Genomic DNA, 17,502 nt, shown 5'->3' on the forward strand with positions numbered 1-17,502 from the left:
CGGGAGTCTCATATTTCGAGTGCCCGGCGTACGGTGACCACACCCACCCAGACCAAGGGAGACCGGTCATGTCGCATGCCGAAAGCGCCGTCTACACCCACGGGCACCACGAGTCGGTCCTGCGGTCGCACTCGTGGCGCACGGTGGAGAACTCCGCCGCCTATCTGATCCCCGCACTGCAGGCGGGACTCGACGTGCTGGACGTGGGCTGCGGACCGGGCACGATCACGGCCGACCTGGCGGCGCGGGTCGCCCCCGGTCGGGTGACGGCGGTGGACGCGGCCGAGGACGTGCTGGTGAAGGCCCGGGCGGTGGCCGCCGAACGAGGCCTGGACAACGTGGAGTTCAGCGTCTCCGACGTCCACGCCCTGGACTTCCCCGACAACTCCTTCGACATCGTGCACGCCCACCAGGTGCTCCAGCACGTCGGAGACCCGGTGCGGGCACTGCGCGAGATGCGGCGGGTGTGCCGGCCGGGCGGCGTGGTCGCGGCGCGTGACAGCGACTACGGCGCGTTCACGTGGTTCCCGGCCCACCCCGGTCTGGACCGCTGGCAGGACCTGTACCGGCGGGTGGCCCGCTCCAACGGCGGCGAACCGGACGCGGGCCGCCGCCTGCTGTCCTGGGCGCACGAGGCGGGCTTCACCGACGTCACCGCCTCGGCCGGCGCGTGGTGCTTCGCCGGACCGGACCAGCGGGCCTGGTGGAGCGGCCTGTGGGCCGACCGTACGACCGACTCGGACTACGCCCGCGTGGCCGTGGACGGCGGCCACACGACGCGCGAGGAGCTGACCGGGATCGCCGAGGCATGGCGCGCCTGGGGCGAGGCGCCGGACGCGTGGTTCATGGTCCCCCACGGCGAGATCCTGTGCCGGGCCTGAGGTGGGACCCGCGGCCGGTGCCTCGCGTGGGAGGCGTCGGGCGCACCCGTCGCCCGCGCCTCGCCCAGGGGGCGAGAGGCGGGACCCGTAGCCCCGGCCTCGCCCGGGACGTGGGGGGGCGGGGGCCGAGATGGGGCCGGGGCGGCGGACCGCTGCTCCCGGCCGCCGGTCAGCTCGGGCGCATCCTGAAGTCGTAGGCGTCCGGCAGGGGTTCGTCCGTGATGCGGGACCAGAGTTCGCCCAGCTCCTCCGCACCCTCTCGCAGGTCCGCGACCTCGAAGCCCGCGTCGAAGACGGCGCGGGCCTCGCCCTTCCGCCCCTCCGCGAGCAGCAGCCGCGCCTCCAGATACCGGAAGGCCCCACGGGCCCGCACGTCCTCGGGCAGCCGGGACAGCACGGCGCGCGCCTCCCCGGCGCGCCCCGTCTCCAGGAGCACGGACACCGTCTCGCGCCCGAGAGCGGCGGTGACCACCGGGTCGCCGCCGTACTGCTCGTCGAAGGCCTCCGCGTACCGCTCGGCCGCGCGTTGCGGATGGCCGCACTCCCGGTCGGCGACGGCGAGGCAGTAGAGCAGGGGCCACCGGGCCGCCGCGTTCTTCAGGCCGCGCTCCCAACTGCGCACCGCCTGGGCCAGATCGCCCGCGGCCCACTGGGCGACGCCCAGGTGGTACTCGGTGACCGCATCCGCCGGCGCGGTCTCCAGCATGTCCCGCCACGCGTCGGAGACGAGCGTCGCCCCCGGCCGGGCGAGAGCGGGGTTCTTCGCGACGGCCTCCCTGCCCCCGCCCCCACGCTCGGCCGCGTCCGCGTCCGCGTCGGGAAGTGCTCCCGTGCGCAGGAGGGCCAGCCAGGGGCGCTGCTCCTCTCCGAGCAGCTCCCCGGAGAAGGGCGTGCCGGGCAACTCATAGCCCCCGCGCAGCACTTCGAGGGCTCCCCAGCCGGATCCCGTGGCGAGCGACGGTCCCGGTTCGGCGTCGGCGGCGACGGTCCGCCACTGCTCGTAGGCGGCGTCGACCTCGGCTCGGGGCAGCACCGCCTCCAGGGCGTCCTCGACGCTCGCCCGGGCGACCGCCCAGTCCGGGCCGTGCGCCGCGGCCGGGTCGGCGGTCAGCGGGCCGTACACCTCGAGCCAGGAGACCTCCTCCCCCGCTTCCAGGGGCGGATGCTCCAGCTGCGTGCGGGCGAGTCCGGCCTGGATCTCCGCGTAGCCGGGGGTGCCGGGCTCGGTGAGCCACTCCTGCCAGCGCCGGCCGCCGCGACCGGTGCCCCACACGAACAGCTTCCGGCCGAGCAGCCCGTCCGTGGAGGTCTGCACGAGGCCGTCGCCGTGCTCGTCGAGGGCGGCGATCCACCGCCGCCGTCCCTCCGGCAGGGCGTAGAAGTAGTCGGCGGCGTGGGTGCTCCGCAGCGGGTACGTGCGGTCGGTGCCGTCCGCACCGCACGGCACGGAGACGCGGCGCAGGGCGTGTTCGTACCCGAAGTGCCAGGCCTCGTCCGCGGGCGCGAGGACGCGCCGGTCCTCGGGCACGGCGGTGTTGGACCACCAGTAGCAGGGCACGGCGCGCTCGTGCGGGTTGCGGATGCGGATGCCGACGCGGAGGTGCTCGGCGCCGTCCGGGAGCCACAGGTCGACCTGGAACGGCAGGTCGCGAAGCCGCTCCCACTCCCACAGGCGCAGCATCCGGCCTCCGTCGGGCGCGCGGACGACCGCCGCGTGCAGGGGGGCGCAGGAGAGCGTGGTGTGGCCGCGGGCGCCGATGTTCCACTCGATGCCGCCGGAGAACCAGGCGCCGTTGAGGGCGAAGGCGGCGGGCTGCAGCACCGGGTTGCGATAGAGGAGTTCGCGGCCGGTCGGCTTGTGCAGGAGGGAGTGGACGCGCCCGCCGAGCCCGGGGAGGACCGTCACGCGCAGCAGCTCGTTCTCGATCTCGATCGTGTCGAGGGTGGTGGGGACACGCTCGCGCCCGTAGCCGTCGCGGACCGGGGCGGGCAGCAGTGTGCGCAGCGGTGCGCGGCCGAGCTGCCGGGCCATGTCGCGCGGGATCCGGTCGCGGTCGCGCTCGTCGACCATGGGGGTGGTCTGGCTCGTGGGGAGCGCGGGGCTGATGGAGACCGTGGGGGCTCCGCTCGCGGCGCCGGTCGCGCCGCCGGCGAGCAGACGCAGGGCGGGCAGGGGGTTGTCCGGGCCCAACTGCGCCGCGGGCAGGGTGAGTACGGCACGTCGTACGGTCGTCATGTCGACCATGGAACACGGCGGGACCACCGCTGGCCAGGGGCTGGACGACGGCCCCCGGGAGGCTTGACCCAGAAATTCCGTTGCGGTGTGAAGCGGCCGCCCTAGGGTGGATCCGTTACGGATGTACGGTGCGGAGAGGCGCGGGAATGAGTGAGCAGCACACCTATAGGGTGATCGTCCGGGGGACGTTCGACGGCCTGTCGGAGGAGAGCCGGACCCGGCTGCTCGCCGAGGCCGACGAACACGGGCTCTCGGCCATGCAGTTCACGGAGGAGGGCTCCCTCGCCTACGACCGGAACCTGAAGCACTTCTCGTACCGCCTGGTCGTCGTCTCCGACGCGGCGGACGGCGAGGAGATGGCGGGCGCGATCGCGGAGGACCGGGTGGAGCGGGCCCTGAAGGAGCTGGGGTACGGCTTCGCGGGCCTGAAGTCCACGGTCACGGACATGGACACGATGAAGATCAACTACAAGCGCTGACCTGGCGGGCGACGCTTCGGGCGCCCGGGCCGGGGCGCGCCCCGCGGCCGATTCGCGCCACGGCCCTACGCGACCGTCCCGCTGCCGGGCCCGGGTCCGGGTCCGGGTCCGGCCTCGCGCCCCGTCCCGGGCCCGGGTCCGGGTCCGGCCTCGCGCCCCGTCCCGGGCCCAGCCCGGTGGCTTGTCCTGGGCCTGGTCTCGTACCCCGTCCCGGGCCCGGCCCCGGGCCTGGTCTCGTGCCCGGGGCCGGGCCCGTCGGCGGTGATCGCCCAGCGCTCGTGGTCCCGCCAGGCGCCGTCGATGAACAGCATCGCGGGCGAGAAGCCCTCCAACCGGAAACCGGCGCGGCGGACCAGGGCGCGGGAGGCCGCGTTGCCCGGCTGGATGTTCGCTTCCAGCCGGTGCAGGCCGAGGGGCCCGAGGGCGTACGCCAGAACGAGGCCGAGACCCTCGGAGAGCAGTCCGCGTCCGGCGGCGTGCGCGAAGGCGCCATAGCCCAGGGCGCCGGAGAGGAAGGCGCCGCGGACGATGTTGTTGATGTTGACGAAACCGGCGATCCGCCCGTCCGCCCGCTCGCAGACGAGGAATCCGGTCCGCGTCGGTTCCGCGATCAGCAGCCGCGCGTAGGCCTCGTACGCGTCCGCCGTCTGCGGGGGAAACAACCACGGCGCGTGCAGCTCGCGGCTCTCGCGGGCGCGGGCGGTGAACTCCTCCGCGTCGTCGAGCGAGTACGGCCGCAGGCCGACGCGGGGCCCGACACAGAGATACGCCCCGGGATCATCACTCATTCGCCCAGGTTAACGACCCGTCGACCGCCGCCCGCCCCGACGCGACACGCCCCCGGCTCAGCCCGGCACCCACCCGACCCGCCGCCCCACCTCCGCGCCGGGGCCCGGCCTCTCGCCCGGCGCGCGTGCAGTCCCCTCCCGGCCCGTGCCCCTCCACCCGCCGCCCCCTTCCGCGCGAGGCGGCCGCAGTAGGGTCGGTCAGCGAAGTGGATCCCTCCTGACGGCGATCCTGGTGAGGTGCGAGGGGACGGGGCGGGCCGGCGATGGGGCAAGAGCAGAGGGCGTGGTACGGCGTCAGGTCCTTCTACCGCTGGCTGACCTGGGAGAACCGCCCTTACGAGGAACGCGTCGTGCTGTTCCGGGCACGGTCCCTCGACGAAGCCCTCGAACTGGCGGAGCGGGAGTCGGCCGAGTACGCGCGGGAAGGCGGCTTCGACGTCCTCGACATGCTGCAGGCGTACCGGATCTCCGACGGCGACGGGGAGGAGGTGGGCGCGGGCACCGAGGTCTTCTCGCTGCTCCATGCGCTCGACCTTCCGGCGAACGGGTTTCTCGACCGCTACGACGCCGGACCGACGCACACCCAGACCACCGAGTGAGCCGCACGCGGCGCTCGCCCGCCTTCGTCCGTGTCCCGTCTCGCCGGGTCGGGGGCGTACGGGACACCGCCGAGGCAGCCGGCGCAGTGTCGCACCGGGTCTGGGAGGGGTGGGCGTACAGGGGCCGCAGGGGGCGGCGGTCGGCGCGGTGACGTGGCCGGGCGGCTGCGGGCGCGGTGCGGTGCCGGGGCGACGGCGGACCGATGCCGACCGTGTCAGCGGCGGGCCGCCGTCACCCGGGCCGGACACGCCTCGCCCTTCTTCGCGACCCCCACGACCACCCACCCGTGAGCTCCCCGCGCCGCCCCCGGCGCGGGGTGCTGGGTGCAGACGCGCCAGTTCGGGGGCCACAGGACCCGCCGGTCGCCGCCGCCGACGTCGTGGACGTCGAGCCGGGTCCTCGGGTCGAGCGAGGTGAAGACCCGCCACAGGCCCTTGCCGAGGAGATCCGGCATGGTCTGCGCGCCGCCCTCCTCCCCCGCCCCGGCCACCGGTTCCGCCGAGCTGACCGCCACCGCCGCGAGCGCGAGGGCGACGCCCGCGCCGAGCACGGTCGCGCGCTTCACCGGGTCCTCCGGTGCGCCGCGTAGAAGCCGCAGACCGCGCCGAGCAGCGTGGTCGCGAGCAGCGCGAGGTGGAGCGGCATCGAGACCTCGGGGACCAGCAGCCTGATCCGTACCTCTCGGGTGTTCTCGAAGACGAAGACCGGCGTCAGAACGGCGACCGCAGCCATCGCGACCCGGCCAGGGGTGAAGACTCCGCCCGCCCGGGCCTCGCCCGTGGTCGCGCCCGATGCCTCCCTAGGACTCATGGTCCGGCCCTCTCCTCCGTCGTCCGATACCCCAGGATGGGCCGATTCCGGCAACTCGGCGGCGGTGGAAGCGGCCGTACGAGTGACTTGTCAGACAGGAAGGGACGACTACGGTAGCTACGGTAGAGGTGAGCAGGGGCGATGCAGGCGCGAGCACGAGCACGAGGAGGATCCGTGGCAGCCGGCGGACAGCAGCGGCGACCCGTCGTCGCGCTCTACGAACGGATCGCGGACGCCGTCCACGACGGCACCTACCCGCCGGGATCCACGCTCCCCTCCGAACCGAAGCTCGCGGGCGAGCTCGGCGTGAGCCGGCCGGCCCTGCGCGAGGCGCTGCTGCTGCTCCAGGAGGACGGGCTCCTCACGGTGCGACGGGGGGTGGGCCGTACCGTCAACGCCCATCCGCCGAGGCGCGGCTTCGAACACGTCCAGGCCCTGGAGGAACTGCTCGGGGCGGGCGCGCCGTTGCGGGTGAGGGGCCTGCTCCGCTCCGTGGAGGAGCCCACCGACTTCACCACCCAGCATCTCCTGGCCCCGGCCGGTGCCGAACTCCGTTTCTGGGAGTCCGTGCTGGCCGGAGAGGCCGGGCCGGCGGCGCTCAGCCATGAGTGGGCGGCCGCCGACGGCGTGCTGCACGAGGCGCATCCGGCGTTCGCCGAAGCGCTCAGAGCGACCGTGGCGCCGGAACGCACGTCGATGCTCGCGGTCCTCGCCGGCGCCTCACGCGGCGTGCCCCTGGCCGCGCACAGCGCGGTCACCGCCACCCTGCTCGGCCGCCGCCGGGGCGAGCAGCTGGGCCGGTCCGCGGACACGCCCGCGGTCCTGGTCACCCAGGTCGTGCGGGTGGACGGCACCCCGGTCCTGGCGGCCAAGCACATGCTCCCGACCGGCGCCCCGGCCCTCCCGGTGCTCCAGTCGAACTGACCGCGCCGCGCACACCGGCACGCCCCCGGGGCGGGCGGACAGCGAGCCGGGCGACCGCACCGCCGGGGCCGCCCGGCCTCCCCCACGCCCTCCCCACGCACTCCCCGCGCACGAGCGCCCCGCCCCGCCCTCCGTGCCCCTGGCCCTCCCTGTCGCCACCGTCACACCACCGTCACACCACCGCCCTCCCCACGTGGCGTACACTTCCCGGCCATGCACTTGTCTGACAACCCTGCCGCCGCCCCTGCCCCCGCCTCCTCCACCACCGTCGCCGACTGGATCCGGCGGGCCCCCAAGGCCGTCCTGCACGACCACCTCGACGGTGGACTGCGGCCCGCCACGATCGTCGAGCTGGCGCGCGCCTGCGGGTACACCGGGCTTCCCACCGAGGACCCGGCGGAGCTGGCGGTCTGGTTCCGGGACGCCGCCGACTCCGGTTCGCTGGAGCGGTACCTGGAGACGTTCGCCCACACCTGCGCGGTGATGCAGACCCGCGAGGCCCTGGAGCGGATCGCGGCCGAGTGCGCCGAGGACCTGGCCGCCGACGGTGTCGTCTACGCCGAGGTCCGTTACGCCCCCGAGCAGCACCTCGAGGGCGGGCTCACCCTCGACGAGGTCGTCGAAGCCGTGAACAGCGGCTTCCGAGAGGGTGAGCGCCGGACCGGCGGGCGGATCACCGTCCGCGCCCTCCTCACCGGCATGCGGCACACCGACCGCTCTCTGGAGATCGCGCAGCTCACGGTCGCCCACCGGGACAACGGCGTGGCGGGCTTCGACATCGCCGGCGGCGAGATCGGCAACCCGCCGGCCCGGCACCTGCCGGCCTTCCAGCACCTCAAGCGGGAGAACTGCCACTTCACGATCCACGCCGGCGAGGCCGTCGGCGCCGAGTCCATCCACGAGGCCGTCCAGGTGTGCGGCAGCGAACGGATCGGTCATGGCGTGCGGATCGTCGACGACATCGCCGAGGACGGCACGCTGGGCCGCCTGGCCTCGTACGTCCGCGACAACCGCATCGCCCTGGAGGTCTGCCCGACCTCCAACCTCCAGACGGGCGCGGCCAAGGACTACGCCTCGCACCCGATCGACGAGCTGCGCCGCCTCGGCTTCCGGATCACGCTCAACACGGACAACCGGCTGGTCTCCGGCACCACCATGAGCGAGGAGTTCCAGCACATGGCGGACGCGTTCGGCTACGGTCCCGAGGTCTTCGAGGAGTTCACCGTCGCCGCCGTCGAGGCCGCCTTCCTCCCGCTTCCGGAGCGTCGCCGCCTCGTCGACGAACTGATCCGCCCGGGCTACGCGGCCCTCACCGCCCGGTAGCCCCTCCCGGACCGGGGCTCAGGCCGGGACCCGTACGCGGACATCTCCCGCCACGCCCTGGTCGCCCCCGGGCCGACCGCCCGGCACCGGCACCACCCCCGTCGCGGCACCACGCCTCGTCGCGGCACCGCCGGAACCACCCGGCACCGGGGACGCGTCCGGTGTGCGGAGAGACCACCGGGAGGACGGCGCGGGGTGCGCCGACGAGGTCGTCGGGCGGGCTCAGGCCAGGGCCGGTACGTCCAGCGTGAGCGTGGCCGACTCGGTGTCCAGGACGGCCGGCAGGCCCAGGGGAATCGTCGGTGCGCTCTCGTGGTGGCCGAAGCCCAGCTGCTCCAGGACCGGTACGCCCAGGGGGCCGAGGCGGTCGAGCAGCACGGCGCGCACGTCCTCGTACGGGCCGCACTCCTCCCAGGAGCCGAGGCCGATGCCGGCGACGCCGTCCAGCCATCCGGAGCGCAGGAGCTGGGTCAGCATGCGGTCGAGGCGGTACGGCTCCTCTCCCGTGTCCTCCAGGAGGAGCAGGCCGCCGCGGGCCGAGCGGCGGGCGTGCGGGGTGCCGAGATCGGCGGCGAGGAGGGCGAGGCAGCCGCCGAGGGTGACACCGCGGGCACGGCCCGGGACCAGGGCGCGGGCGCTCTCCAGGCCCAGGGTGCGCACCGACTCGGGGGCGAAGAGGGTGGCGCGCAGGGACTCCTGGGTGCGGGTGTCCTTGAGGAAGGCCGCGGCGGCGACCATCGGGCCGTGCAGGGTGGCCAGGCCGACCCGGCGGGCGAAGGCCTCGTGGAGGGCGGTGACGTCGCTGTAGCCGACGAACACCTTGGGGCCTGCGGCCCGTATCGCCGTCCAGTCGACGAGGTCCACCATCCGCTGGGCGCCGTAGCCGCCGCGGGCGCACACGACGGCGGAGACGGACGGGTCGCACCAGGCCTCGGTGAGGTCGCGGGCGCGGTCGGCGTCGCTGCCGGCGAGGTGGCCGAGGGTGGGATGGGTGTCGAGGACGTGGGGGGCGACGACGGGGTCGAGGTCCCAGCCGCGCAGGATGTCGAGGCCTGCCCGGAGGCGGTCCTCCGGGACGGGACCGCTGGGGGCGACGACGGCCACGCGGGCGCCGGGGCTCAGCCGGCGGGGTCGGAGCAGCTCCGGGGTCATGTCCTCAGCTCCAGCCGGGGGATGTCGGACCGTTCGATGCCGAAGGTCTGGGCGTACAGGGAGAGTTCGGCCTCCAGGCAGCGGACCGTCGTGTCGGCCCTGCGGAAGCCGTGTGCCTCGCCCTCGAAGGCGAGGTAGGCATGGGGCACGCCCTGGCCGGCCATCCGGGCGAGGAAGCGCTCGGCCTGGGCGGGCGGGCAGATGACGTCGTCGAGGCCCTGCAGCAGGACGAAGGGGGCGGTGATCCGGTCGACGTGTTCCAGCGGGGAGCGGTCCCGGTAGCGGGCGGGGACCTCGTCGAGGGGACCGATGAGCGACTGCGGGTACTCCGACTCGAAGTCGTGGGTCTCGCCGTCGGCCCAGGCGGCCGGATCGAGGATGGGGTAGACGATCGTGCCGCAGGCGTAGACGTCGCTGTGGACGAGTGAGGCGGCGGCGGTCCAGCCGCCGGCGCTGCCGCCGCGGATGGCGAGGCGGGCGGGGTCGGCCGTGCCCTCGTCGGCGAGTGCACGGGCGACGGCGGCGCAGTCCTCGACGTCGACCACGCCCCACTGCTCGCGCAGCCGCTCGCGGTACTCCCGCCCGTAGCCGGTGGAGCCGCCGTAGTTGACCTCGGCGACGCCGATGCCGCGGGAGGTGAAGTAGGCGATCTCCAGGTCGAGGACGAGCGGCGCGTGGCCGGTGGGGCCGCCGTGCGCCCAGATCACATAGGGCGGGAGGCCGTCCCCGGGTGCGGTGCGGTCCGGGTTGTGGGGCGGGTAGACGTGGGCGTGGATCTCACGGGCGTCGGGGCCGGTGAAGGTGCGGATCTGCGGTTCGGGGTAGTAGGACGGGTCCACCGGGTCCTCGTGCGGGCAGCCGACGACCCGGGCGCGCCCGGTGCGGGTGTCGACCTCCACCACCTCGTAGGCGCTGCGGGGGCCGGCGGCGACACCGACGACGCGGGGGCCGTGCACGGCCAGGGTGGCGGCCCACTCGGTCCAGGGGCCGGCGGCGTCGACCAGTTCGCCGCTTTCCGGGTCGAGTATCCCGAGGGCGGTGGCACCCTTGCCGTGCACGACGGCGACGAGTCCGCCGTCCAGCGGCTGGAACCAGCTGAGGCCGATCTTCCACAGTGCCCCGCCGAACTCCTCGGGGCGCGGACAGAGCGCGACCGGTTCGCCGTCCTCGGCGGTGCGGTAGAGGTTCCACCATCCGCTGCGGTCGCTGAGGTGGAGGAGCTGCCCGTCGTGGGTCCAGCCCACCTGGGGCACGGACTCCTCGGGTCCGCCGGCGACCGTGCGCGGCCGGTCGAGGGTGCCGTCCCCGGTGACGTCGGCGAGCAGGACCTCGGTGCCGTCCCAGGGCATGCGGGGGTGGTCCCAGGCGATCCAGGCGGCCTGCCGGCCGTCGGGCGAGAGCCGGGGCCCGGTGACGAAGCGGTGTCGCCCGTCCGTGAGTTCGCGGACGCGGGAGCGGTCCTCGGCCGCGGAGCCGTCCAGGGGGACGGCGGCGATGACGCGGCGCACGTCGGTGGGTCCGGGGCCGGTGAACTCCTCCAGGACGCACCAGACCTCGCCCTGCGCGGGACGGAGGACGGGGTCGACCCAGCGCAGTCCGCCGCCGATGCCGGAGACGGGGGTGAGGGGGCGCGGGGCCGCGCCGGCGGCCGCGTCGGGCTCGTACGCGTACAGCCGCTGGTCGGGGAGGTGGCAGAAGACGACGAGCGCCGAGCCGTCCGCGCGCACGGTGCCGGCCCACGGCTGGCCGCCGTACTCGATGACGCGGCTGCGGACGTTCCAGGGCGGTGGCAGGACCGACTCCTCGGTGCCGTCGTCACGGCGGCGCACCAGGGCTCGCCGGCCGCCCTCGGCGGGCCGCGGGGCGGTCCACCACACCTCGTCGCCGACGAACCCGACGTGGTCGGGCCGTCCGCCGTGGGCGGCGGCGAGCTCGGCGCCGATGGGTGACGGCCAGCTGCCGTAGGTGGCCGTGGGTGCCATCAGGTTCCCCCCTGTACGGGTCGTGCGGGTGTGACGTGCGGTGGTGCCGCGGGCGAGCGGCCCCGGCCGGGCCCGGCCCGCCGGGGTCGGGTCCGGTCCGCCGGGGTCGGGTCCGGTCCGCCGGGGTCGGGTCCGGTCCCGGTCCGTCCGGCGGTTCCTAGGCGGATCTCAGGTAGTGGTCGAGGACGCGGACGCCGAAGTGGAGGGCGTCGACGGGGACGCGCTCGTCGACGCCGTGGAACAGCGCTCCGTAGTCGAGCTCGGGGGGCAGTCTCAGCGGCGAGAAGCCGTAGCCGGTGATGCCGAGGCGGGAGAACTGCTTGGCGTCGGTGCCCCCGGACATGGCGAACGGGACGACGTGCCCCGCCGGGTCGAAGCGCTCGACGGCGGCGCGCAGTTTGGCGAAGGTCGGGGAGGCGACCGGTGCCTCCAGGGGCACTTCGCGGTGGTGGAACTCCCACTCCACGTCGGGGCCGGTGAGCCTGTCCATGGTCTCGGTGAACTCGTCCTCGCCACCGGGCAGCATCCGCCCGTCGACGTAGGCGACGGCGTGGCCAGGGATCACGTTGACCTTGTAACCGGCGTCCAGCATCGTCGGGTTGGCGCTGTTGCGCACGGTGGGCCGGACCAGGGCCGCGGCCGGGCCGAGCTTCTCCAGGAGACGGTCGGTGTCGAAGTCGGGGGCGTCGACGTCCGTCTCGATGCCGTACAGCGCGGCCAGTTCGGTGAGGGCGGCCCGCACGGTGGCGGTGAGCCGGACGGGCCACTCGTGGGCGCCGATCCGGGCGACGGCCGCGGCGAGGCGGGTGACGGCGTTGGCGTGGTTGACCTTGGAGCCGTGGCCGGCGGTGCCGTGGGCGGTGAGCTTGAGCCAGGCGGTGCCGCGCTCGCCCGCCGCGATCGGGTAGAGCGTCATGCCGGGGGCGGGGTGGAAGCTGAAGGCACCGGACTCGCTGATGCCCTCGGTGCAGCCCTCGAAGAGACCGGGGTGGGTGTCGGCGAGGAAGCCGGAGCCGTCCTCGGCGCTCGCCTCCTCGTCGGCGGTGTAGGCGACCACGATGTCCCGGCGCGGCCGGATGCCCTGCCGCGCCCAGGAGCGGACGACGGCGAGCACCATCGCGTCCATGTTCTTCATGTCGACGGCGCCCCGCCCCCAGACGACCCCGTCGCGGACCTCGCCCGAGAAGGGGTGCACGGTCCAGTCGGCGGCCTCGGCCGGGACGACGTCGAGGTGGCCGTGGACCAGGAGCGCGTCGGCCGTCGGGTCGGTGCCCGGGATGCGGGCGACGACATTGGTGCGCCCCGGGGTGCGTTCGAGGAGCGTGGGCTCCAGGCCCGCGCCGGCGAGCCGCTCCGCCACGTACTCGGCGGCGGGGCGCTCGCGGCAGTCGCCGCCGCCCCGGTTGGTGGTGTCGATCCTGATGAGCTCGGACGTGAAGGTGACGACCTCGTCGAGTGCCGTCGCGTCCGGGCCCTGGTCCTCCTCAGCCATACTGCTCCTCCACGGCGGCCGACACGATCGTGGTGACCGCCTTGAACGTGCGGATTCCCTCGTACATGGTCTCGCTGGTGTAGGCGACCCGGCGCTCGCCGCTCCGCTCCACGCCCGGGACCACCGTCGCGGCGCCGGTGAGGTGCTCCGCGTCGAACTCCAGCTCCACGGTGAAGGGGCCGCCTCTGACCGGCTCGTGCCGGACGGCGAGGGAGACCGCGTCCTTCGCCGCGGCGCGGATGTCGGAAGCCGTGCGGGCCGGAGTGCGGCACACCGCCGCGTACCGCGACACGTGGTCCTTGACGGCGACCTTCCGTGCCTCCGGGGCGTAGCCCAGTGCGTCCTCGCAGGCCAGGTCGTCGCCGGTGACGAGGACGACGGGGACCCCGTACTCGGCCACCACGTGCGCGTTGAGCAGGCCCTCGCCGGCGCGGACGCCGTTCAGCCAGACACCCGTGATCGAGTTGGCCAGGTAGGTGTGGGCGAGGACGCCTTCGGCGCCCGCGCCGGTGTGGTAGCCGACGAAGGCGATGCCGTCGACGTCGCCGTGCTGGACGCCCTCGACCATGGAGAGCGTCTTGTGCCGGCCGGTGATCATCTCGGCGCGTTCGTCGAGGTGCTCCAGGAGGAGATTGCGCATGCTCCAGTGCGCCTCGTTGATCAGGACCTCGTCGGCGCCGCCGTCGAAGAAGCCGAGCACCGCCGCGTTGACGTCCGAGGTGAACAGGGAACGGCAGCGCTCCCATTGCGGCGTGCCGGGCAGCACGTCGGCGGGCCAGGTCACGCCGGTCGCGCCCTCCATGTCGGCACTGATCAGGATCTTCATGCCTGGCACCGTACGCGCCCCCCGCGGGCCGGACCACCCCTGTGGAAAAGTGTCGGAGGCGTGGACCGGTGGCAGTGATTCGGGCGAACCCGTCCATCGGGTGCGTATAGGCTGACGGGCGCAGTTTTCGTCGTCCCGCGAAACTCAGGAGACCCCTCGGTGACCACCTCGCTCGCCCCGTCCGAAGCCCCTCTGCCCGTCGACACCGGCGAGTGGGTCGAGCCCGCCGCACAGGCCGTCGCCGAGGCCGTGGTCCGCGACGCCCGCGATTTCGGGGTGTACGCGCGGACCGGCGGCTGGGCGTTCGCGCTGAAGGTGGCGCGCAGCGTGCGCCCGGGCGGCCAGGCGGCCGAGGGCTCGGAGAAGGTGTCGGCGAAGGCCTTCGCGGAACTCGCCGGCTGCTCCGCCGAGCGGGTCATGCGCTACTACAAGGCGTGGGACATGGCCGCCGACGACGCCCTGGTGCCGCAGTTCGAGGCGCTGGTCCCGGGCCTGGACGTCGAGCTGCCCGAGGCCGACGTCTGGCTGTCGTACTACTCCTCCCGCAACAGCGCGACCTCGGTGCGCGGCCACGCGATCACGGCCGCGGCCGAGGCGGAGGGGATCAAGGCGACGAAGGCGCTGGAGGTGGCGGAGAACCCGACGGCGCTCCGTGCCGCGATCCTCGCCGACCCGGGCACCGCCGAGGCCGCGCGGGGTGCGCTGCTGGACCGGATGAAGGAGGACCCGGCGCTGCAGACCGAGATGGCCCGGGCCATCGCCCGCGCCGGCGACCTGAAGAAGGCGGTGGCGCAGGAGGCCAAGGCCGCGGACCGGATCGAGTACGTCCGGCAGATCGCGGAAGGCGGCCGGATCAGGACGCCGGCCGGCCAGACCGTCGCGGCCCCGGCCGAGTTGCGCGCGGAGGCCGAGCGGCACCTCACCCTGATCGACGAGCTCGACGACTCCGAGGAGGCCGGCGAGTGGGCCGGTGAGGCCTACGACACGGTGAGGTCGATGGTCGTCCAGGCCGTCGAGGCGGATCCGGCACTGCGCGTCCAGGAGCGCCGGGCGAAGTTCTACAGCAGCCTGCAGAAGGCGACGAAGGTCTTCGAGGAGCTGACCCTCGACGAGGTCCTGGAGGAGGACGTCGTCGAGGACGACATGCTGCAGCGCCTGGAGGCCCTGCAGGAGGCGATCGGCACCTGCATCAGCGCGCTGCGCAAGGCCACCGCCGCCTCCTGACACCCCCGGAGCCCCGCGGCCCGGCCGCGGGGCTCCGGGCGGCTCAGTCCTCGTGGCCGAGCTGCAGGTCGCGCTCCGTCCGGCCGCCGCCCGCGACCTGGAGGACCGTCGCCACCGGCGGGTAGCCGGCGGCGATCACCGTGTACTCGCCCGAGGACAGGTCCACGAAGCGGAACGTGCCGTCCGAACCCGTCGTCAGGGTGTCGACCACGTTCCCGGCGGCGTCGAGCAGCGTCACGCGGGCGTCCTCCACCGGCCGGCCGCCGCCCGCCCGTACCGTGCCGCGCAGCACCGCGCCGCCCGCCAGCTCGATGTCCTGGCGGGTCTCGCGGGAGGCCTGCACGCTGACCGGCAGGGCGGCCGGGCGGAACGCGGGGGCGCTCGCGGCCAGGGTGTACTCGCCGGCGACCAGCTCGCCGATCACGTAGCCGCCGTCGCGTCCGCTGCGGGTGGAGGCGACGACCTCGCCGCGTACGTCGGTGAGGGTGACCGCCGCGTCGCGTACGGGGGTGCCGTCGGCGGTGACGACGGCGCCGGCCAGCCGTCCCGCCCCGCCGAGGACGACGTCCAGCTCGACCGGGCGCTCCCCCACGGTGACGGATACGGCCTGCGGCTGGTGCCCGCCGGCAGCAGCGATGAGCACGTACGAACCGGGGCCGGGCACGCTCAGCGCGTAGCGGCCGTCGTCGCCGCTGCCGCCCCGGCCGATCTGGCGGCCCTGGACGTCGATGAGGGTGAGGGCGGCCCGGGGCACACAGCTGCCGTCGTGGTGCTGGACGGTGCCGCAGACGGGGACCCCGTCGAGCAGCGGGGCGGCGGTCCGGGTGTCGGTGGCGGCGGCCCGGGCGTGCGGGAGCGGGGTGGCGGGGGCCTCGGTGGCGGGGGTGTGAGGGGACACCAGCGGTTTCTCCTTGAGGAAGAAGGCGAGGACGAGGCCGAGCGCGAGGACCGGCACGAGGTAGAGGAAGATCCGGGGCATGGCGTCGGCGTAGGCCTCGACGAAGGCGTCGCGCAGCGCGGGCGGCAGCGCGTGGACCGCCTGCGGGGTGATCGAGTCCGCGGGCGGCAGGGCGGCGGCGCCGTCCTTGGGCAGCCGGTCGGCCAGTGCGTCGTCGAGGCGGGCGGCGAAGAGGGTGCCGAAGATCGCGGCCCCGACGCTGCCGCCGATCTGGCGGAAGTAGTTGTGGGCGCTGGTGGCGGTCCCGAGGTCGGCGGGGCGTACGGAGTTCTGGACGGCGAGCACGAGGAAGGGCATGACGAGGCCGATGCCGACGCCGAGCACGGCCTGCCAGAGGCTGTGGGTCAGCCGCGGGGTGTCGGTGTCCATGTGGGAGAGCAGCCACATGCCGAGGGTCGACACGGCGCCGCCGAGCAGCGGGAAGACCTTGTAGTGGCCGGTGCGGCTGATGAGTTGGCCGGACACGACCGAGGCCGCCACGATGCCGCCCATCAGCGGGAGCATCAGGAGGCCGGACTCGGTGGCGCTGGCGCCCTCGACCATCTGCAGGAAGGTCGGCAGATAGCTGGCGGCGCCGAAGAGGGCGATGCCGACGACCGCGCCGACGAGGCTGGTGACGGTGAAGACGGAGTCGCGGAACAGGCGCAGCGGGATGAGCGGTTCGCGGGCGAAGCGCTCGACGAGGAGGAAGAGGGCGGTGGCCGCGACGGCGCCGCAGCCGAGGCCGAGGATCGCGCGGGAGTCCCAGGCGTACGTGGTGCCGCCCCAGCTGGTGAGCAGCACCAGGCAGGTGGAGGCGGCGGCGAGCAGGAGGGCGCCGAGGACGTCGAACCGGGCCCGGGCGGTGGGCTTGGGGAGCTTCAGGACGAGCGAGACCACGAGCAGGGTGACGAGGCCGAAGGGCACGTTGAAGTAGAAGCACCAGCGCCAGGAGACGTGGTCGGTGAAGAAGCCGCCGAGCAGCGGTCCGGCGACGGAGGCGAGGCCGAAGGCGGCGCCGATGAGGCCCATGTAGCGGCCGCGTTCCCGGGAGGGGACGATGTCGGCGATGATCGCCTGGACGCCGATCATCAGTCCGCCGGCGCCGGCGCCCTGGAGGGCGCGGAAGGCGATGAGCTGGTCCATGGAACGGGACCAGCCGGCGAGGCCGGAGCCGATGACGAAGACGACGATCGCGAAGAGGAAGACGCCTTTGCGGCCGAGGAGGTCGCCGAGCTTTCCGTAGACGGGGAGGCCGATGGTGGCGGTGAGCAGGTAGGCGGTGATCGCCCAGGACATCCGGTCCAGGCCCTGGAGTTCGCCGACGATCTTCGGCAGGGCGGTGGCGACGATCATCTGCTCGAGCGCGGCGAGGAGCAGCGCGAGCATGAGTCCGCAGAAGACGAGCCGGACGCGGCGTGGGTCGAGAGCCGCTTCCGCTGCGGGCGGCGGCGCCGGAGCGGCGGGCGAGCGGCTCGCGTCGGGCCGGTCCGCCGGGCCGGCGGTGTCCTCGGTGAGGTGCGGCTCCGCGCCCTCGGCGTCCCTGGCGTCCTCGGCCAGCGTGATCGCACCCACGTGCTGCTCCCCTCGTCACGGCGTCTGCGCGCGCCATTCTTCGCATTGGGCACGAAGCGGGAGCAAGTCGGGCGGTACGGGAGGAGGGTGGGGAGGTGGAGGCGTAACGGCCCTGCGAGCGGGCGCACTTGGGGCGCTCATCAGGGGCTTTGCCGTCAAGCGCGCGACCCCCGAGTGCGCCGGGCGCTCTTGCGGGGGTCGCGGGGAAACCACTCGAATCGGTGAGTGAACCGGGCGTTACTTCCGGCTTCCGGTTTCCCGGGGCTACTTCTC

The 17,502-nt window shown here is 74.3% G+C and carries 14 protein-coding genes and 1 pseudogene; 6 read left to right on the forward strand and 9 right to left on the reverse strand.

The annotated features are described in order from the left end of the window. Positions 1 to 68 precede the first annotated feature (68 nt). On the forward strand, positions 69 to 881 hold the full coding sequence (locus ACGF1Z_RS05570; protein ID WP_393000152.1) for a methyltransferase domain-containing protein: 813 nt from the start codon (positions 69 to 71) through the stop codon (positions 879 to 881). 169 nt (positions 882 to 1,050) lie between these two features. Here the strand turns inward: ACGF1Z_RS05570 and ACGF1Z_RS05575 are convergent, their stop codons facing one another. Next, entirely contained in the window at positions 1,051 to 3,117 is a 2,067-nt protein-coding gene (locus tag ACGF1Z_RS05575; RefSeq protein WP_393000154.1) for a DUF5107 domain-containing protein, read from the reverse strand. 146 nt (positions 3,118 to 3,263) lie between these two features. Here ACGF1Z_RS05575 and ACGF1Z_RS05580 point away from each other — a divergent pair, with 146 nt between their 5' ends. Then, positions 3,264 to 3,596, forward strand: coding sequence for a DUF6204 family protein (locus ACGF1Z_RS05580; RefSeq protein ID WP_393000156.1), 333 nt, complete (start codon positions 3,264 to 3,266; stop codon positions 3,594 to 3,596). Between the two features lie 254 nt (positions 3,597 to 3,850). Here ACGF1Z_RS05580 and ACGF1Z_RS05585 read toward each other — a convergent pair. Then, positions 3,851 to 4,384: pseudogene (locus tag ACGF1Z_RS05585) on the reverse strand (GNAT family N-acetyltransferase); the annotation flags it as partial. 263 nt (positions 4,385 to 4,647) lie between these two features. Between ACGF1Z_RS05585 and ACGF1Z_RS05590 the strand changes: the two are divergent. Further along, positions 4,648 to 4,983: a hypothetical protein gene (locus ACGF1Z_RS05590; RefSeq protein ID WP_393000158.1), complete on the forward strand. Its 336-nt coding sequence runs from the start codon at positions 4,648 to 4,650 to the stop codon at positions 4,981 to 4,983. Positions 4,984 to 5,198: 215 nt separating this feature from the next. Here the strand turns inward: ACGF1Z_RS05590 and ACGF1Z_RS05595 are convergent, their stop codons facing one another. Continuing rightward, on the reverse strand, positions 5,199 to 5,549 hold the full coding sequence (locus ACGF1Z_RS05595) for a hypothetical protein (protein WP_393000160.1): 351 nt from the start codon (positions 5,547 to 5,549) through the stop codon (positions 5,199 to 5,201). Further along, positions 5,546 to 5,794 carry a DUF1049 domain-containing protein gene (locus tag ACGF1Z_RS05600; RefSeq protein WP_393000162.1) on the reverse strand — a complete coding sequence of 83 codons (249 nt, stop codon included), beginning with the start codon at positions 5,792 to 5,794 and terminating at the stop codon, positions 5,546 to 5,548. The genes ACGF1Z_RS05595 and ACGF1Z_RS05600 overlap by 4 nt, the downstream gene beginning before the upstream one ends. A 174-nt stretch (positions 5,795 to 5,968) precedes the next feature. Between ACGF1Z_RS05600 and ACGF1Z_RS05605 the strand changes: the two genes are divergently transcribed. Both ACGF1Z_RS05605 and ACGF1Z_RS05610 read left to right on the forward strand, forming a co-directional pair. Beyond that, a complete protein-coding gene (locus ACGF1Z_RS05605) occupies positions 5,969 to 6,718 on the forward strand; it encodes a GntR family transcriptional regulator (RefSeq protein ID WP_393000164.1) in 750 nt (249 codons plus the stop codon). A gap of 213 nt (positions 6,719 to 6,931) precedes the next feature. After that, positions 6,932 to 8,041 carry an adenosine deaminase gene (locus tag ACGF1Z_RS05610; RefSeq protein ID WP_393000166.1) on the forward strand — a complete coding sequence of 370 codons (1,110 nt, stop codon included), beginning with the start codon at positions 6,932 to 6,934 and terminating at the stop codon, positions 8,039 to 8,041. Positions 8,042 to 8,263: 222 nt separating this feature from the next. On the opposite strand, the gene ACGF1Z_RS05615 is transcribed toward ACGF1Z_RS05610, so the two are convergent. The 4 genes from ACGF1Z_RS05615 to ACGF1Z_RS05630 form a co-directional block, all read right to left on the reverse strand. Further along, a complete protein-coding gene (locus ACGF1Z_RS05615; protein ID WP_393000168.1) occupies positions 8,264 to 9,193 on the reverse strand; it encodes an LD-carboxypeptidase in 930 nt (309 codons plus the stop codon). Further along, entirely contained in the window at positions 9,190 to 11,175 is a 1,986-nt protein-coding gene (locus ACGF1Z_RS05620) for a prolyl oligopeptidase family serine peptidase (protein ID WP_393000170.1), read from the reverse strand. The genes ACGF1Z_RS05615 and ACGF1Z_RS05620 overlap by 4 nt, the downstream gene beginning before the upstream one ends. Positions 11,176 to 11,332: 157 nt before the next feature. Beyond that, positions 11,333 to 12,667: a M20/M25/M40 family metallo-hydrolase gene (locus tag ACGF1Z_RS05625; protein ID WP_393000172.1), complete on the reverse strand. Its 1,335-nt coding sequence runs from the start codon at positions 12,665 to 12,667 to the stop codon at positions 11,333 to 11,335. After that, positions 12,660 to 13,493: a M55 family metallopeptidase gene (locus ACGF1Z_RS05630; RefSeq protein ID WP_393000174.1), complete on the reverse strand. Its 834-nt coding sequence runs from the start codon at positions 13,491 to 13,493 to the stop codon at positions 12,660 to 12,662. The genes ACGF1Z_RS05625 and ACGF1Z_RS05630 overlap by 8 nt, the downstream gene beginning before the upstream one ends. Before the next feature lie 159 nt (positions 13,494 to 13,652). Here ACGF1Z_RS05630 and ACGF1Z_RS05635 point away from each other — a divergent pair, with 159 nt between their 5' ends. Beyond that, positions 13,653 to 14,717, forward strand: a complete 1,065-nt coding sequence (locus tag ACGF1Z_RS05635) for a hypothetical protein (RefSeq protein WP_393000176.1) — start codon at positions 13,653 to 13,655, stop codon at positions 14,715 to 14,717. A gap of 43 nt (positions 14,718 to 14,760) precedes the next feature. Here the strand turns inward: ACGF1Z_RS05635 and ACGF1Z_RS05640 are convergent, their stop codons facing one another. Then, the gene (locus ACGF1Z_RS05640; RefSeq protein WP_393000178.1) at positions 14,761 to 17,229 is read right to left on the reverse strand and encodes an MFS transporter; all 2,469 of its coding nucleotides are present in this window, start codon (positions 17,227 to 17,229) and stop codon (positions 14,761 to 14,763) included. Positions 17,230 to 17,502 lie beyond the last annotated feature (273 nt).

This window comes from Streptomyces sp. NPDC048018, from assembly GCF_043202995.1.
Lineage (GTDB): Bacteria > Actinomycetota > Actinomycetes > Streptomycetales > Streptomycetaceae > Streptomyces.

Bases quoted from the DNA above. Each gene is read 5' to 3' on its own strand.
- ACGF1Z_RS05575 (WP_393000154.1), bottom strand. From the start codon at position 3,117: ATGACGACCGTACGACGTGCCGTACTCACCCTGCCCGCGGCGCAGTTG.
- ACGF1Z_RS05610 (WP_393000166.1), top strand. From the start codon at position 6,932: ATGCACTTGTCTGACAACCCTGCCGCCGCCCCTGCCCCCGCCTCCTCC.
- ACGF1Z_RS05600 (WP_393000162.1), bottom strand. From the start codon at position 5,794: ATGAGTCCTAGGGAGGCATCGGGCGCGACCACGGGCGAGGCCCGGGCG.
- ACGF1Z_RS05615 (WP_393000168.1), bottom strand. From the start codon at position 9,193: ATGACCCCGGAGCTGCTCCGACCCCGCCGGCTGAGCCCCGGCGCCCGC.
- ACGF1Z_RS05570 (WP_393000152.1), top strand. From the start codon at position 69: ATGTCGCATGCCGAAAGCGCCGTCTACACCCACGGGCACCACGAGTCG.
- ACGF1Z_RS05580 (WP_393000156.1), top strand. From the start codon at position 3,264: ATGAGTGAGCAGCACACCTATAGGGTGATCGTCCGGGGGACGTTCGAC.
- ACGF1Z_RS05620 (WP_393000170.1), bottom strand. From the start codon at position 11,175: ATGGCACCCACGGCCACCTACGGCAGCTGGCCGTCACCCATCGGCGCC.
- ACGF1Z_RS05590 (WP_393000158.1), top strand. From the start codon at position 4,648: ATGGGGCAAGAGCAGAGGGCGTGGTACGGCGTCAGGTCCTTCTACCGC.
- ACGF1Z_RS05625 (WP_393000172.1), bottom strand. From the start codon at position 12,667: ATGGCTGAGGAGGACCAGGGCCCGGACGCGACGGCACTCGACGAGGTC.
- ACGF1Z_RS05630 (WP_393000174.1), bottom strand. From the start codon at position 13,493: ATGAAGATCCTGATCAGTGCCGACATGGAGGGCGCGACCGGCGTGACC.